The sequence below is a fragment of the Roseisolibacter sp. H3M3-2 genome, from assembly GCF_029211165.1.
Lineage (GTDB): Bacteria > Gemmatimonadota > Gemmatimonadetes > Gemmatimonadales > Gemmatimonadaceae > Roseisolibacter.
Window position 1 is genome coordinate 1 of sequence record NZ_JARGEK010000105.1, and the last position, 13,475, is coordinate 13,475.

The following is a 13,475-nucleotide window of genomic DNA, read 5'->3' on the forward strand; positions in this document are numbered from 1 at the left end:
TTGGCTCACAGAACGACATGGCTACGATCCGACTTGGCGCGCCCGACCCCGGTGCGCGCGCAGGCGCCGGTCCCGGCCGACCCGGCCCGCCTGATCCCGTTCGACGACGACGACGACGCGCTGCAGGGCTTCTGAGCCCGGGAGCGCGGGGTGCGGGGCCCGGACGGCGATCCGCCGTCCGGGCCCCGCGCGCGTCCGGGCGCACGCCGCGCGCCGCGCCCGGCCCGCGCGGCACGCACCGTGCGCGCGGACCCCGCCATGACCTCCCCCTTTCCGGAGTCGGGCCACCCCGCCCGGCGCACCCTGCGGCGCGACCAGCCGGGGCGCGAGGGGCTGGAGGCGGAGCTGGTGGCCCGCCTCACGCGCGACGTGGCCCCCGAGGCGGCGCGGCGCGCCCTGCTGCGCTGCCTCGACGGCGACCTCTCCCCCCGCGCCACCCTCGCCATGCTCGTGCTGGCGCAGGGGAGCGTGACGACGGTGCGCGAGCTGGTCGACGAGATCACCGCGCGCACCGACGAGGACTCGCGGGCCGGCGACTCGCTGGTGCGCGACCGCGCCGACGAGCTGACGCGCCTCTTCGTGGAGCACGAGGCGGCGCTGGGGCGCGCGGTGGCGCGGTGGCGCGCCGACCCGGGGTGGCTGGAGGCCGACGGCGCCGCCGCCGACGAGGCGTCCTACTTCGAGCGCACCTTCGACCGCATGCTGGCCGCCGGGTCCTGAGCCGCGGGGTGGGGGGCGGGACCCGAGCGCGGGTCGCCGCGGCGGCGCGCCGACAGCTGCTGCCCGGCCTCGAGGGCGGCGGCGCAGAAGGCGGCCCACGCGAACCCGACCAGCAGCCCGGCGGCGACGTCGGTGGGGTAGTGGACGCCGAGGTACACGCGGCTGGCGGCGACGAGCACGATGAGCACCGCCGAGGTGGCGTAGATCGCCGCCCGCACGCGGGGGCGGTGGGCGAGCCGCGCGGCGAGGAAGGCGACGGTGGCGTAGATCGCGGCCGCGCTCATCGCGTGCCCCGACGGGAACGACGTGGTGCGCACCTGCGTCCCCCACTCGAACAGCGTCGGGCGCGGGCGGTCGAAGGCCGACTTGAGGACGTTGTTGAGCAGGATCGCGCCGAGCGTCGACCAGAGGAGGACGGCGGCGGCGGTGCGCTGGCGGGTGAGGGCCAGGAAGAGCGCCGCGACGCCGGCGATGGTGAGGACGACGGTGGCGGTGCCGAGGAAGGTCAGCTCCAGCATCGCCGCCTCGAGCCACCCGATCTGGTGTGCGGCGACCCACCGCAGCGCCGCCTCGTCGAACGCCTGGGTGGAGCCGGCGCGCACGCGGTGCGCGACCCACGCGAAGGCGACGCCGAAGCAGGCGGCGAGCGCGGCGCCGCCGAGGACGACCAGGCCGAGGGCGGCGCGCAGGTCGTGGAAGCGGGCGCGCGACAGCCGCACGGCGCCCGCGATCAGCCCGTGGGGCGGGGTGCGGCGGGGCGCTCGGCGCTCGGTCGGCGGGACGGGGTCGGACATCGCCGCCGGTGGAGGCAGGGGGAATGCCAGGGGTTGTGTGGCGGGGGTGAGGCGGGCGAATTTGTCTGGCCCGGCACCGTCGCCAAGTGGTAAGGCTGGAGACTGCAAATCTCCCATCGTCGGTTCGATTCCGACCGGTGCCTCTCGCGTGACCCGACGGCCCGTCCGCCCCACCCGGCGGACGGGCCGTCGTCGTAAACCCTGGGCGGGCGCGCACTGTCCCAGGGCGGTGAGACGATTCCCGCTTCTCGCCGCGGCGGCCGCCGTGCCGGCGCTCGCGTCGGCCCAGCCGGCCGCGTTCGCCGCGCGGGTCGATTCGCTGTTCGATCGGTGGCGCGGCACCGATCGCCCCGGCTGCGCGGTCGGCGTGTCCGACCGCGGGCGCGTGGTGCTCGAGCGCGCGTACGGCATGGCCGACCTGGAGTCGGGCGTCGCGATGGCGCCGGCCACGGTGGTGCACGCCGCCTCGCTCGCCAAGTCGGTCACCGCGCTGGCCGTGCTGCTGCTCGAGCAGGAGGGGAGGCTGTCGCTCGACGACCCGGCGCGGCGCCACCTCCCCGACCTCCCCGCGTCCGCCGGCGACGCCACGATCCGCCAGCTGCTCACGCACACGGCCGGGCTGCGCGACGTCTTCGAGCTCGCGATCCTCGCCCGCGGGCGGTTCGAGGAGGACCGGATCACGCAGGCCGACGCGCTGGCGATGCTCGCGCGGCAGCGGGCCCCGAACTTCGCGCCCGGCGCCGAGTACGGGTACAGCAACACCGGCTACCTGCTCGCGGCGCGCATCGTCGAGCGGATCTCGGGGCGCCCGTTCGCGGCGTTCGCGGCCGAGCGGCTGTTCGCCCCGCTGGGGATGCGCCGCACGCACGTGCGCGACGACGTGGCCGCGCTCGTCCCCGGGCGCGCGGTCGGCTACGCGCGGCGCGGCGCCGGGTGGCGCGTGAGCACGCCGAACTTCGACGTGGTGGGGTCGACGAACCTCCAGACGACGGTCGGCGACCTGCTGCGGTGGGCCGACAACCTCGACCGCCCCGCGGTCGGCGACACGGCGCTCGTGCGCCGCATGCAGACGCCCGCCGTGCTGTCCACCGGCGACACGACGACGTACGGGCTCGGGCTGTCGCTGGTGCGCGACCGCGGGTGGCGCGTCGCCGAGCACGAGGGGCGCGATCCGGGGTTCCGCGCGTACCTCGGACGCTGGCTCGACCGCGGCGTCTCGGTCGCCCTGCTGTGCAACGCCGCGGCGCTCGACCCGGTGGGACTCGGCCGCACGGTGGCCTCGCTCTACCTCGGCCCCGGGCCGGCGGCGACGCCGGGCGCGGCGGCCGCGTCGGGCGACGCACCGGGCGACGCGCGGGCCGCGCTGGCGTGGGCCGGCGTGTACTTCGAGCCGACCACGCGCCAGGTCGCGGAGCTGACGGTGCGCGACGGCGTCCTCTACACCGACCGCAGCGGCGGCGCGCGCTTCGAGGCGCACGGCCCGCGCCGCGCGCGCCAGGTCGGCGTCCCGCTCGAGCTGGACTTCGGCGCGGGCGCGCGCCCCGGGTACCGCGTGCGCTGGCTCGTCCCGGGGCGGCGGGCCGACGCGTTCGCGTGGCGCGCCCCGGCCGCCCCCGCGCTCGACCGGCGCGCGCTCGCCGCGTACGCCGGCACCTACGCGAGCGCGGAGCTCGACGCGACCTACCGCGTGGAGGCGGGCGACTCGACGCTCACGCTGCGCGCCGGCGCGGCGCCCGGGCTCGTCGCGCGCCCCGTCTTCCCCGACGGGTTCGTGAGCGGGCAGTACACCGTCGAGTTCGCGCGCACGGGCGGACGGGTGACCGGGTTCGCGATCAGCCACCCGCGCGCGCGGGGCGTGGCGTTCGTGCGCGTCCTCAGCCGGTGACGAAGGTGAAGAGCACGACGATCAGCGCGAAGAGCACGAGGATGCCCAGGACGTCGCGGGCGCCGAGGCGCTTCTTGTCGCGGGGAGAGGCCATGGGTGCTGCGGGCGGGTCGCGTCGCGGGTGACGTCGCGCGGCGCGGCCGCGCGCGCCGGGGGCCGCGCGTGGTGCGAGCGCCGTGCCGCCCGGCGCCGTCCCCGCCCTCAGAACGGCTCGAGCCCCTCGGTCAGCACCCGCAGCTCCTCGCGCGGCGGGTCCGGCAGCTCGGCCAGCCCCGGGAACCCGCCCCAGCGGAAGCAGTCGCGCAGGTACGCCACGAACGACGGTGCGCCCAGCTCCAGCACCGGCGCGTCGGCGCCCGGGTCGGGGAAGGCGATCTGATACGGGCCGCCGCCGCTCGTGTTGGCCTTGTGGCAGGCGTCCGGGGCGATGTCGAGGACGTAGCGCCCCGTCCACCCCTCCTCGTCGCGCGCGTCGGGGTCGTCGGGGTCGCCGAACTCGCGGAAGGCCTCGGGGTCGTCGTCCTCGGGCGCCCACACCACGAGCGGGTCCGACGCCGGGGCGTCGTCGCGCGCGCCGTCCGGGCGCGGGGCGGCGAGCCGCGCCTGCAGCGACCCGGCGAGCGCGAGGTTCGCCTGCAGCAGCGGCGAGGGGTCGCCGCCCTGCTCGATCATCCGGTCGGTCTCGCGCTGCGTCTGCATCGCGCGCTCCATCAATGCGCGCGCGGTCGCCATCACGTCGCCGAGCCGGCCGAGCGCGCCCGGGTTCAGCCGCTCCGCGAACGCCGCCAGCTCCGGCGGGAGCGCCGGTGGGGCGGGGGGCGGGGCGGACGCCGCGGGCGCGGGGTGCGCCGCGAGCGCGCCGCCGACGATCCCCATCATGCGGCCGAGGTCGGGCGTCGGCGCGTACGCGCTGAGGCGCGGGTGCGCGCCCATGAGGCAGACCGAGCCCACCGTGTCGTAGAACGCGCGCACCGCCAGCGGCAGCGGCCCCGCCTGCGCCTCCAGCGCGTCGAGGCGCGCCGCGAGCGCCGGCGTCGGCGGCACGTGCGCCTGCGCGGGGTGCGCGAAGTCGTAGCCCATCGCGCGCAGCCGCGGGACGACGCGCTCGACGTTGCGCCGCACGCGCGCCATGGTCTCGCGCGCCACCGCGCGCGCGTCGTCGCGCACCGCGGGGGCGCGCACCGCGGGGCCGAGGGCTGCCAGCTCGCGCCACACCGCCTCGTGCTCGCCGGCGAGGTAGCGGGCGAGGTAGGTCGGACGTTCGGTCGTGGTCATGCGCGACGATCGCGCGGGTCGGGGCGCCCGGGCATGGGTCAGTTTGTGCGCGCTGCGTCAGAGGCGCAGATTGGCGGACCGCCGGCCCCCCGCACCCCGCCCCGCATGCGCCGAGTCCTGCCCGCGCTCCTGACGCTCGCCCTCCCCTGCGCGCTCGCCGCGCAGGAGGCCGACCTCGTCGTCCGCAACGCGCGCGTCTGGACGGGCGACTCGACCCGCCGGTTCGCGCAGGCGCTGGCGGTGCGCGGCGAGCGGCTGCTGGCCGTCGGCACCGACGCCGAGGTGGCGGCGTACGGCGGCCCGCGCACGCGCGTGGTCGACGCCGGCGGGCGCTTCGTCACGCCGGGGTTCATCGACGACCACACGCACTTCAACCAGGCGGGCGCGCTGCTGATCGGCGCCAACCTGCTCGACGTGAGCGCGCCCGGCCCGTTCGCCGCGCGCGTGAAGGAGGCGGTCGCGCGCATGAGCCCCGGCGCCTGGCTCACCGGCGGCGACTGGGGCGCGTACGAGGACTGGGCGGCCAACGGGACCGGCCCCGCCGGCACGGCCGCCGCGGGCGCGCGGCCGCGCGCGCGCTTCTCCCCCGACCGCGCGGTCGTCGACTCGGTGAGCGGCGCCACCCCCGTGCTGCTCAACCGGTGGGACCGGAGCGCGTGGCTCGCCAACGGCGTCGCGCTGGAGCGCGCGGGGCTGTCGTGCGCGGCGCCCGTGCCGGGGCTCGAGTGCGCGGGCGGGCGGGCGACCGGGCGCGTGGCCGACTCCGCGCTGGCGCGCGTGCGGCGCGCGGTGGCGCCCAAGACGTTCGACCAGCTGCTGCGCGAGGCGCGCGCCGCGCAGCGCCACCTCACGGAGCTCGGCGTCACGACGATCCACGACATCACGCCGCCGACCCAGCTCCCCGTCTACACCGAGCTGCGGCGGCGCGGCGAGCTGACGGTGCGCGTGTTCGCGCGCCCGACGCTCGACAAGTGGGACGAGCTGCGCGCCACCGGGATCGCGCCCGGCTTCGGCGACGACTGGGTGCGCCTGCGCGCGCTCAAGGGGTTCGTCGACGGGATCCAGGGGAACTCCACCGCGCGCTTCTACGAGCCGCAGCTGCACTCCGGGAAGCGCGGCGAGTGGCGCGACAGCACCAACACCGCCGCCACCAGCGGCCCCGGCTCGGGGATGGAGCCGGCCGGCAACATGGAGCGGCTGCTGTTCGGCCTCGACTCGGCCGGGTGGTGGGCGAACGTGCACGCGATCGGCGACCAGGCGATCGACACGCTGCTGACGACGATGGAGAAGGTGATGGCCGCCAACGGGCCGAAGGAGCGGCGCTGGCGCATCATCCACTCGCAGGTGATCCGCGACGCCTCGGTCGCGCAGCGCTACCGGCGGCTCGGCGTCGTCGCCGAGGTGCAGCCGTACCACGCGATCGACGACATGCGGTGGATGGAGGAGCGGATCGGCGCGCGGTCGCGGTGGGCGTACGCCTTCCGCACCTTCCACGACGCGGGGGTGCCGCTGCTGTTCGGCTCCGACTGGCCGGGGACCAACGCGAGCTGGTACACCGCGAACCCGATGACCGTGCTGTACGCCGCGGTGACGCGGCAGACGCTCGACGGGAAGCCGGCGGGCGGGTGGTTCCCCGAGCAGCGCCTCGACCTCGAGACGAGCCTGCGCGCCTACACGGTCAACAACGCGTGGGCCGAGGGGGAGGAGGCGCACAAGGGGATGCTGTCGGCGGGGAAGCTGGCCGACTTCGTGGTGATCGACCGCGACCTGTTCGCGATCCCCCCGGCGCAGCTCAAGGACGCGAAGGTCCTCATGACCGTGGTCGGCGGGCGTGTGGTGCACGCGGCGGCGCCGTTCACTCCCTGATCACTCGCCGACGCGCGCCGCCTTGAGCAGCAGGTAGTCGCGCTCCGGCGCGCTGGCCGTGCGCGCGGCGGCGGCGCGGTAGTGCGCCGCGGCCCGCGCCGCGTCGCCGGCGCGCACGTGCAGGTGGGCGCGCACCGCGTCGAAGCGGTGGTCGACGTGCAGCAGCGCGTCGCCGTCGAGCGCGTCGAGCAGCGCCAGCCCCGCCGCCGGCCCGCGCACCATCGCCGTCGCGACCGCGTGGCCCAGGGCGACCATCGGGTTGTCGCCGGCGGCGCGCAGCACCTCGTACAGCGCCAGGATCTGCGGCCAGTCGGTGTCCTCGGCGCGCGCCGCCTCGTCGTGCAGCGCGGCGATCGCCGCCTGCACCGCGTACGGCCCGGGGCCGCCGTCGGCGGCCGTGCCGCGCATCGCGTCCTCGACCAGCGCGGTCCCCTCGGCGATGCGCGCGCGGTCCCACCGCGACCGGTCCTGCGCGTCGAGCGGCACCAGCTCGCCGTGCGGCCCCGTGCGCGCGGCGCGGCGGGCGTCGGTGAGCAGCATGAGCGCCAGCAGCCCCGCGACCTCGGGCTCGCGGGGGAGCCCGGCGCGCAGCGCGCGGGCGAGGCGGATCGCCTCGTCGGCCAGGTCGGCGCGGTGCAGCGCGTCGCCGGCGCTCGCCACGTACCCCTCGTTGAACACGAGGTAGAGCACGTGCAGCACCGCGCGCAGCCGCGCCCCGCGCTCGCCGGGCGCCGGGAGCGCGAACGGGACCCCCGACGCGCGGATCGCCTGCTTGGCGCGGCTGATGCGCTGCGCCATCGTCGCCTCGGGGACGAGGAAGGCGCGCGCGATCTCCGCCGTCGTCAGCCCGCCCACCGCGCGCAGCGTGAGCGCGATCTGCGACGGCGGCGTGAGCGCGGGGTGGCAGCACATCAGGAGCAGCACGAGCGAGTCGTCGCGCTCCGCCGGCACGTCGGCGTCGGGCCCCGGCACGAACGCCCAGTCGGCCAGCGCCGCGGCGCCGACCGCGTCCTCGCGGCGGCGGCGCGCGGCCTCGCGGCGGACCGCGTCGGCGAGGCGGCGCACGGCCACCGAGTAGAGCCAGCCGCGCGGGTTGTCGGGGACGCCGTCGCGCGGCCACCGCTCCGCCGCCGCGACGAGCGCCGCCTGCACCGCGTCCTCGGCGGCGGCGAAGTCGCGGTGCAGCCGCTCGACGGCGACGGGCACCGGCGGCGCGTGCTCCCGGAGGAGCGCGCGCAGCGGGTGCCCGACGTCGGGCGCGTCGCTCACGCCTCGGGCGCCGGCGGGGCGCTCATGACCTGGCGCACCTCGATCGGCATGCGCAGCGGCGCGCCGCCGGGGCCCGGGGCCGTCGAGATGCGGGCCGCGATCGCGTGCGCGCGCGCCGGCGAGTCGACGTCCACGATCCAGTAGCCGGCGAGGTACTCCTTGGTCTCGGCGAACGGGCCGTCGGTGTCGGGCGTGCCGTCGGGGCGCGCGCGCACCAGCGTCGCCTCGGCGGGGGCGGCCAGCCCCTGCCCGTCGACCCACTCGCCGGCCGCGGTGAGCTCGCGGTTCACGTCGAACATGAAGGCGATGTGGGCGCGGAAGTCGTCGGGGGACCACTGCCCGACCGCCCACCCGCCGTCCTGCCCGCCGGCGGTGCCGCGCGGGGCGTGCATCATGAGCATGTACTTCATCGTCGGCGTCTCGGTGGGAGGGTCAGGCGCCCGCGCGGGCGCGCTGGAGGGCGGCGATGTCGAGCTTCTTCATCTGCATCATCGCCTGCATGGCGCGGCCGGCCGCGGCCGCGTCGGGCCCGCCCACGAGCTCGGCGAAGCGGCGCGGGGCCACCTGCCACGAGACCCCGAACCGGTCGGTGCACCACCCGCACTGCCCCTCGGCGCCCCCGTCGGCCGTCAGCGCGGCCCAGTAGCGGTCGATCTCCTCCTGCGAGTCGCAGGGGATGAGGAAGGAGTGGGCGTCGGTGAAGCCGTCGGCGGGGCGTCCGTTGAGCGCCAGGAAGGGGGTGCCGTCGAGCTCGAACTCGACGGCCACGACCGGGCCGTCGGGGCCGGCGCGCAGCACCGAGCCCAGCCGGGAGTTGGGGAAGATGGCGACGTAGTGCCGGGCGGCGGGCTCGGCGTCGGCGCGGAACCAGAGGGCGGGGGTGATCGCGGGCATCGGGTGCTCCAAGAGGTGGGGTGAGGGGGGCTGCGGGTGCCGTCACCCCCGAGTCGGAGCCGGCGCCGGGTTCTCGACACGGGCGGCCGGGGCCGGGCGCCGGGATGCTGCGGGCCGGTCCGTCGCGGCGGAAGGCCAATCCCGGTACGGATTTTCCTGCCGCGCGGGTGGCGGGGGGGGGCGCGGTCCGGTAGCTTTCGTGAGGCGACACATGCGCTCCGCGCATCCCCCGCCGATGGGAAGGGCCCTCGCTCCTTGCGGGGGCCCTTTGTCGTTGGACGGGGGCGCGGTCGGACCCGTTCGGCGAGGACCCACGTGCACGAGATCGACGACGCGCCCACCGGCGCGATCCCCGGCGGCCAGGGCGTCTGGCCCACCGTCAAGCAGCGCACGGCGGTGCAGCAGGCCGTGACCCGGCTGCTCGACGCGCTGGCCCCCGAGCGCCCCCCCGCGCGCGGCGCGGAGCCGGCGGCGCCCGCGGTGACCCGCTACCGCACCCCCCGCGGGTGCATCCTGCAGGGCGAGGCCCGGGCGGTGAGCGTGTCGTGGTTCCCGGCGGCGACGGTCACCCCGGACTACGGGGAGCTGCAGGTGATCTCGTGGGAGGGGGTGGTGTCGCGCCCCGGGGCGACCCGCGTCGCCGGCCACGCCGCCCGCACGGTGTCGGAGGAGCTCCTGCACCCGGTCGAGGGGTCGGACGACGCCTGGGTGTGGAAGGGCGGGGACGGGAAGGTGCTCCCGTCGGCCGCGCTGGTCGACCGCTGCATGCAGCTGCTCGAGGCGCCGCTCCCGGCGCCGGCCGCCGCGGTCGCGGTCCCGGCGGCGATCCCGGTGGTGGCCGACGACGCCCCGGCGGCGAAGCCGGCCAAGGGCGCCAAGGCCGCGGGCACGAAGGCGGCGGCCGCCAAGGCCCCCGCGAAGGCCAAGGCGGCGCGCGCCGCCCTCTGAGGCGCGGCACGACGCCCTGACGGCGTTCGGGCCGCGGTGCTACACTGGCCGCGATGCCCGAGCGCCCGAGCCGCGCCCAGCGGCGCGTCCACCGACTCCTCGACGGCCGGCCGCAGGCGGGCGACCCGCTCGACGTCGCGTGCTACTGGCTGCTGCTGCTGGTGATCGTCGCGACGACGGCGGCGCTGATCGTCGGCTCCGTGCCGTCGGTCGAGGCGCGGTGGGGGCGCGCGCTGCGCGCCTTCGACGTGGTGGTCGGGACGCTGTTCCTCGTCGAGTACGCGGCGCGCGTGTGGAGCGCCCCCGCCGACCCGCGGTTCGCCGACGGGTGGCGGGGGCGCCTGCGTTTCGTGCGCACGCCGCTCGCGCTCCTCGACCTGGCGACGCTGGTCGCGCTGCTCCTGCCGCACCTGCCGGTGGAGCTGCGGCAGGCGCGCCTCGTCCGCCTGCTGGCGCTGGTGCGCGTGGCCAAGGTGGGGCGCGTCGAGCAGGCGGCGGCGATGATGGGGCGCATCCTGCGCGGCCGGCGCGACGACCTGCTGGTCGCCGTCGGCGCGATCGTGTTCGTGCTGCTCGTCGGCTCGACGCTCGTGCACTTCGTGGAGCGCAAGGCGCAGCCCGAGAAGTTCGGCACCATCCCCGACGCGCTGTGGTGGGGCGTCGCGACCGTGACCACGGTCGGCTACGGCGACGCGTACCCGGTGACGGCGGCCGGGCGGCTGCTCGGCGGGCTGCTGGCGGTGCTGGGGATCGCGAGCTTCGCGCTGCCGACGGCGATCCTCGGCGCGGCGTGGCTGGACGAGCTGCAGCGCGCGCGCGCCGCGGGTGAGGCGGCGGACCCACACGCCTGCCCGACCTGCGGGCGCGCGCGCGAGGCGCCGCCGCGGGACCCGGCCGCCGACGCGACCGCGTGAGCCGCGCGCCCGCGCGTTATGGTCGGGCATGGCACGGCATCTGCTGGCGGGGGTTGGTGTTCCCGGAGTCGTCCACGGAGTCCCGTCGCCGGTCCCCCGCCCCGCACGGTCCGACGCGCATGTCCGCCCCGCTCCGCACCGCCCCCGCCCCCGACGCCGAAGACCGCTACGTGCGGTCGATGCGCCCGATCGTCGCCGGCGAGGGGTTCGACCGCGACCGCGCCGCCGGCGCGATCGTCACCTTCGTGCGCGACCTCGAGGCGGCGCACGCGCCGGCGGCGTCGATCGTCCGGGCGAGCGTGGACCTGCTGCCGATCCACCCCGACGCGCGCGACACGGTGTGGGCGATCTCGCTGCGCGACTGGGCGGCGACCACGGCGCGCGAGACGCTGCGCCTCCCCCTGCTCGACCGACGCTCCGCGCTCCGCGCGGGCGTCGGCGGCTGAACGCCGCCCCCGCCGCGATGACCGCGCTCGAGGCCTTCGCCACCGCCGTCGGACAGCTCGACGAGGACCTGCGCAGGCTCACGGCGTTCGACGAGGCGGGGCGGCACGAGGCGCTGCGGCGGTTCGTCGAGACGGGGCGGCGCCTCGGCCAGTCGGACGCGCTGATCCGCTCCGTCGTCGGCTACGCCTTCGACCAGGTGGCCGGCCCGATGGTGAGCCTGCGCGCCGAGGCGCTCGCCGACGTGGACGCGCTGCTGCGGCACGAAGGAGAGAATGGCGCACACCCGGAGGGCAACGGGACGGGGCCGGTGTCGCGGGAGCGGCAGGCGTGATCGCGGCGGGCTGCGGGCTGCGGATCTGAACCCGCAGCCCGCAGCCCGCAGCCCGCCGCGTCACTGCGGCGCCGGCCCCACCGCCACCCCCCACGCCAGCTGCCCCACGGGGATCGTGCGCACCACCCGCATCGCCGCGACGTCGACCACGCTCACGTCGTGCGACGGGCCGTTGGCCGCGTACAGCTTGCGGCCGTCGCGCGTGAGCGCGATCCCCCACGGGCGCGTGCCGACCTTCACCGCGCCGACGACCGCGTTGGTGCGCGTGTCGACGGCGACCACCTCGCCGCCGCGCCCCGTGGCCACGTAGAGGCGCGCGCCGTCGGGCGACACCGCGAGCCCCATCGCCGACGCGTCGGCGGCCAGCGTCACCGTCGCCGCGACGCGCGGCGCGGCGGCGCCCTCCGCGCCGCCCGCCGGCTCGACGAGCGACACCGTCCCGGCCATCTCGTTGGACACGTAGAAGCGCCCGTCGGCGAGGAACGCGATGTCGCGCGGGCGCTTCCCGACCCGCACCGCGCCGCGCACCGTGCCGTCGGCGGCGTCGACGGCGGTCACGCGGTCGTCGCTCTCCGACGTCACGTAGAACGTCCGCGCGTCGGGGGCGAGGCGCACCCCCTCGGGCTCGCGCCCCACGTCGACCGAGCGCGCGACCGCGCCCGACGCGACGTCGACGATCGACGCGCGGCCGACGTCCTCGTTCGACACGAACAGCCGCGCGCCGTCGGGGGTGAGGTCGAACTGCTCGGGGTCCGAGCCGCCGGGGAGCACCCGCACCAGCCGCCGCGTCGCGGCGTCGATCTCGGCGATGCCGTCCTTGCTCTTGTCGGCGCCGAGCTTCTCGCACTCGGCGTCGGGCATCGTCGGCGGGCAGCGCGGGGAGCCCGAGAGCGCGACGAACACGCGCCGCCCGTCGGGGGTGACGCGGATCCCGCGGGGGCGCGTGCCGACGGCGATGGTCGCGACGACCGAGTCGGCGGCGACGTCGATCACCGACACCTCCCCCGAGCCCTCGTTCGACACGTACGCCAGCTCGCCCGCGGGCGCCGCGGCGGGTGCGGACACGCTGTCGGGCGCCGCGTCGCGCGGGGGGCCGCACGCGCCGCAGGCGGCGACGGCCGCGAGCAGCGCGGCCGGGAGGGAGACGGCGGGGAGTGGGGGCATGACGAGAAACTCACCGGCGGCGCGCGGGGGGGCAATCGCGGTTGCGGGGCGCGCGGTCCCGCGTCCTCCGGGTACCCGCCGCACGCCCCTCCCGCACGCCCCCGCACGACCGGCGCTCCCCCTCCCGCGCCGGTCCCCTCCCCCACGCCGGATGTCGAGCGCCCTCCCGTCCACGGCCCCCGCGGTCGTGGACCCGCCGTCGCACGCGCCGCCGCGCCGGCTCGCGCCCGCGCGGCTGGCGACGCTGCGGGCGACGGGGCTGCTCGACGGGGCGTCGTCGCCGGCGCTCGACCGGCTCACCGCGCTCGCGGCGCGGCTGCTCGGCGTGCCGACGACGCTCGTCACGCTCGTCGACGCCGACCGGCAGGTGGGCGCGTCGGTGGGCGGCGCGGGGGAGACGGCGGCCGACCCGCGGCTGTCGCACTCGCTCTGCCGCCTCGTCGTCGAGTCGGGGGAGACGCTGGTCGTCGACGACGCGGCCGAGCACCCGCTGGTGTGCGACGAGCCGGCGGTCCACGAGCTCGGGGTGCGCGCCTACCTCGGCGCGCCGCTGCGCACGGGCGACGGGCACGTGCTGGGGAGCCTGTGCGCCGTCGACGGCGCGGCGCGCGCGTGGACGGCGGAGCAGCGCGCGCTCCTCGAGGACCTCGCCGGCGCCGCGGCGGCGGAGCTGGAGCTGCGCGCGACGACGCGCCGGCTCGCCGAGTCGACCGCCGCGTTCGAGGCGCTGCTCGACGGCACCACGGAGCTGGTGTGCACGCTCGACGCCGAGGGGCGCGTCACGTACGCCAACCGCGCGGCGCAGGCGGCGCTCGGCGTGTCGGAGGGCGGGGGACGCCTGCCGACGCTGCGCGAGCTGCTCCCGCCCTCGCACCGCGCGGCGGCGCGCGAGATCGGCGACGCGGCGGCGCGCGGCGCGCGCGAGGTCGGCGTCGAGGTGGTGCTGCTCGGCGCCGGCGGGCGGCGCG

The 13,475-nt window shown here is 77.8% G+C and carries 14 protein-coding genes and 1 tRNA gene; 9 read left to right on the forward strand and 6 right to left on the reverse strand.

The features are described 5' to 3' along the window. Positions 1-258: 258 nt before the first annotated feature. On the forward strand, positions 259-720 hold the full coding sequence (locus tag PYV61_RS10820) for a hypothetical protein (protein WP_275831262.1): 462 nt from the start codon (positions 259-261) through the stop codon (positions 718-720). Here the strand turns inward: PYV61_RS10820 and PYV61_RS10825 are convergent. Beyond that, positions 675-1,514 (reverse strand): phosphatase PAP2 family protein, encoded by an 840-nt coding sequence (locus PYV61_RS10825; protein WP_275831264.1) that lies wholly within the window; start codon positions 1,512-1,514, stop codon positions 675-677. The genes PYV61_RS10820 and PYV61_RS10825 overlap by 46 nt on opposite strands. Positions 1,515-1,586: 72 nt before the next feature. Here PYV61_RS10825 and PYV61_RS10830 point away from each other — a divergent pair. Together PYV61_RS10830 and PYV61_RS10835 are read left to right on the forward strand one after the other, a co-directional pair. Then, a tRNA-Cys gene (locus PYV61_RS10830) sits at positions 1,587-1,657 on the forward strand. Between the two features lie 86 nt (positions 1,658-1,743). Beyond that, a complete protein-coding gene (locus PYV61_RS10835) occupies positions 1,744-3,399 on the forward strand; it encodes a serine hydrolase domain-containing protein (protein WP_275831266.1) in 1,656 nt (551 codons plus the stop codon). A gap of 201 nt (positions 3,400-3,600) precedes the next feature. On the opposite strand, the gene PYV61_RS10840 is transcribed toward PYV61_RS10835, so the two are convergent. Continuing rightward, positions 3,601-4,674, reverse strand: coding sequence for a hypothetical protein (locus PYV61_RS10840; RefSeq protein ID WP_275831268.1), 1,074 nt, complete (start codon positions 4,672-4,674; stop codon positions 3,601-3,603). A gap of 105 nt (positions 4,675-4,779) precedes the next feature. Between PYV61_RS10840 and PYV61_RS10845 the strand changes: the two genes are divergently transcribed. Continuing rightward, positions 4,780-6,540: an amidohydrolase gene (locus PYV61_RS10845; RefSeq protein ID WP_275831270.1), complete on the forward strand. Its 1,761-nt coding sequence runs from the start codon at positions 4,780-4,782 to the stop codon at positions 6,538-6,540. Here the strand turns inward: PYV61_RS10845 and PYV61_RS10850 are convergent, their stop codons facing one another. From PYV61_RS10850 to PYV61_RS10860, 3 genes are read right to left on the reverse strand one after another with little or no spacing between them, the layout of a single operon-like run. Continuing rightward, positions 6,541-7,809, reverse strand: a complete 1,269-nt coding sequence (locus tag PYV61_RS10850) for a sigma-70 family RNA polymerase sigma factor (protein ID WP_275831272.1) — start codon at positions 7,807-7,809, stop codon at positions 6,541-6,543. Continuing rightward, positions 7,806-8,219, reverse strand: coding sequence for a YciI family protein (locus tag PYV61_RS10855; RefSeq protein WP_275831274.1), 414 nt, complete (start codon positions 8,217-8,219; stop codon positions 7,806-7,808). Before PYV61_RS10855 ends, PYV61_RS10850 begins: the two co-directional genes overlap by 4 nt. A gap of 22 nt (positions 8,220-8,241) precedes the next feature. After that, positions 8,242-8,703, reverse strand: a complete 462-nt coding sequence (locus PYV61_RS10860) for a VOC family protein (protein WP_275831277.1) — start codon at positions 8,701-8,703, stop codon at positions 8,242-8,244. Between the two features lie 315 nt (positions 8,704-9,018). On the opposite strand from PYV61_RS10860, the gene PYV61_RS10865 reads away from it, so the two are divergent. The 4 genes from PYV61_RS10865 (at position 9,019) to PYV61_RS10880 (ending at position 11,343) form a co-directional block, all read left to right on the forward strand. After that, positions 9,019-9,651, forward strand: a complete 633-nt coding sequence (locus PYV61_RS10865; protein WP_275831279.1) for a hypothetical protein — start codon at positions 9,019-9,021, stop codon at positions 9,649-9,651. Between the two features lie 53 nt (positions 9,652-9,704). Then, positions 9,705-10,565, forward strand: coding sequence for an ion transporter (locus PYV61_RS10870; protein WP_275831281.1), 861 nt, complete (start codon positions 9,705-9,707; stop codon positions 10,563-10,565). Between the two features lie 119 nt (positions 10,566-10,684). Then, the gene (locus PYV61_RS10875; RefSeq protein WP_275831283.1) at positions 10,685-11,011 is read left to right on the forward strand and encodes a hypothetical protein; all 327 of its coding nucleotides are present in this window, start codon (positions 10,685-10,687) and stop codon (positions 11,009-11,011) included. A 17-nt stretch (positions 11,012-11,028) separates the two neighbouring features. Next, on the forward strand, positions 11,029-11,343 hold the full coding sequence (locus tag PYV61_RS10880; protein ID WP_275831285.1) for a hypothetical protein: 315 nt from the start codon (positions 11,029-11,031) through the stop codon (positions 11,341-11,343). Positions 11,344-11,403: 60 nt separating this feature from the next. On the opposite strand, the gene PYV61_RS10885 is transcribed toward PYV61_RS10880, so the two are convergent. Next, positions 11,404-12,507, reverse strand: coding sequence for a beta-propeller fold lactonase family protein (locus PYV61_RS10885; RefSeq protein ID WP_275831287.1), 1,104 nt, complete (start codon positions 12,505-12,507; stop codon positions 11,404-11,406). Positions 12,508-12,658: 151 nt separating this feature from the next. On the opposite strand from PYV61_RS10885, the gene PYV61_RS10890 reads away from it, so the two are divergent. Continuing rightward, the coding region (locus PYV61_RS10890) for a GAF domain-containing protein (protein ID WP_275831289.1) at positions 12,659-13,475 on the forward strand (817 nt) is incomplete at its 3' end.

Bases quoted from the DNA above. Each gene is read 5' to 3' on its own strand.
- PYV61_RS10880 (WP_275831285.1), top strand. From the start codon at position 11,029: ATGACCGCGCTCGAGGCCTTCGCCACCGCCGTCGGACAGCTCGACGAG.
- PYV61_RS10860 (WP_275831277.1), bottom strand. From the start codon at position 8,703: ATGCCCGCGATCACCCCCGCCCTCTGGTTCCGCGCCGACGCCGAGCCC.
- PYV61_RS10820 (WP_275831262.1), top strand. From the start codon at position 259: ATGACCTCCCCCTTTCCGGAGTCGGGCCACCCCGCCCGGCGCACCCTG.
- PYV61_RS10870 (WP_275831281.1), top strand. From the start codon at position 9,705: ATGCCCGAGCGCCCGAGCCGCGCCCAGCGGCGCGTCCACCGACTCCTC.
- PYV61_RS10845 (WP_275831270.1), top strand. From the start codon at position 4,780: ATGCGCCGAGTCCTGCCCGCGCTCCTGACGCTCGCCCTCCCCTGCGCG.
- PYV61_RS10840 (WP_275831268.1), bottom strand. From the start codon at position 4,674: ATGACCACGACCGAACGTCCGACCTACCTCGCCCGCTACCTCGCCGGC.
- PYV61_RS10875 (WP_275831283.1), top strand. From the start codon at position 10,685: ATGTCCGCCCCGCTCCGCACCGCCCCCGCCCCCGACGCCGAAGACCGC.
- PYV61_RS10825 (WP_275831264.1), bottom strand. From the start codon at position 1,514: ATGTCCGACCCCGTCCCGCCGACCGAGCGCCGAGCGCCCCGCCGCACC.
- PYV61_RS10855 (WP_275831274.1), bottom strand. From the start codon at position 8,219: ATGAAGTACATGCTCATGATGCACGCCCCGCGCGGCACCGCCGGCGGG.
- PYV61_RS10885 (WP_275831287.1), bottom strand. From the start codon at position 12,507: ATGCCCCCACTCCCCGCCGTCTCCCTCCCGGCCGCGCTGCTCGCGGCC.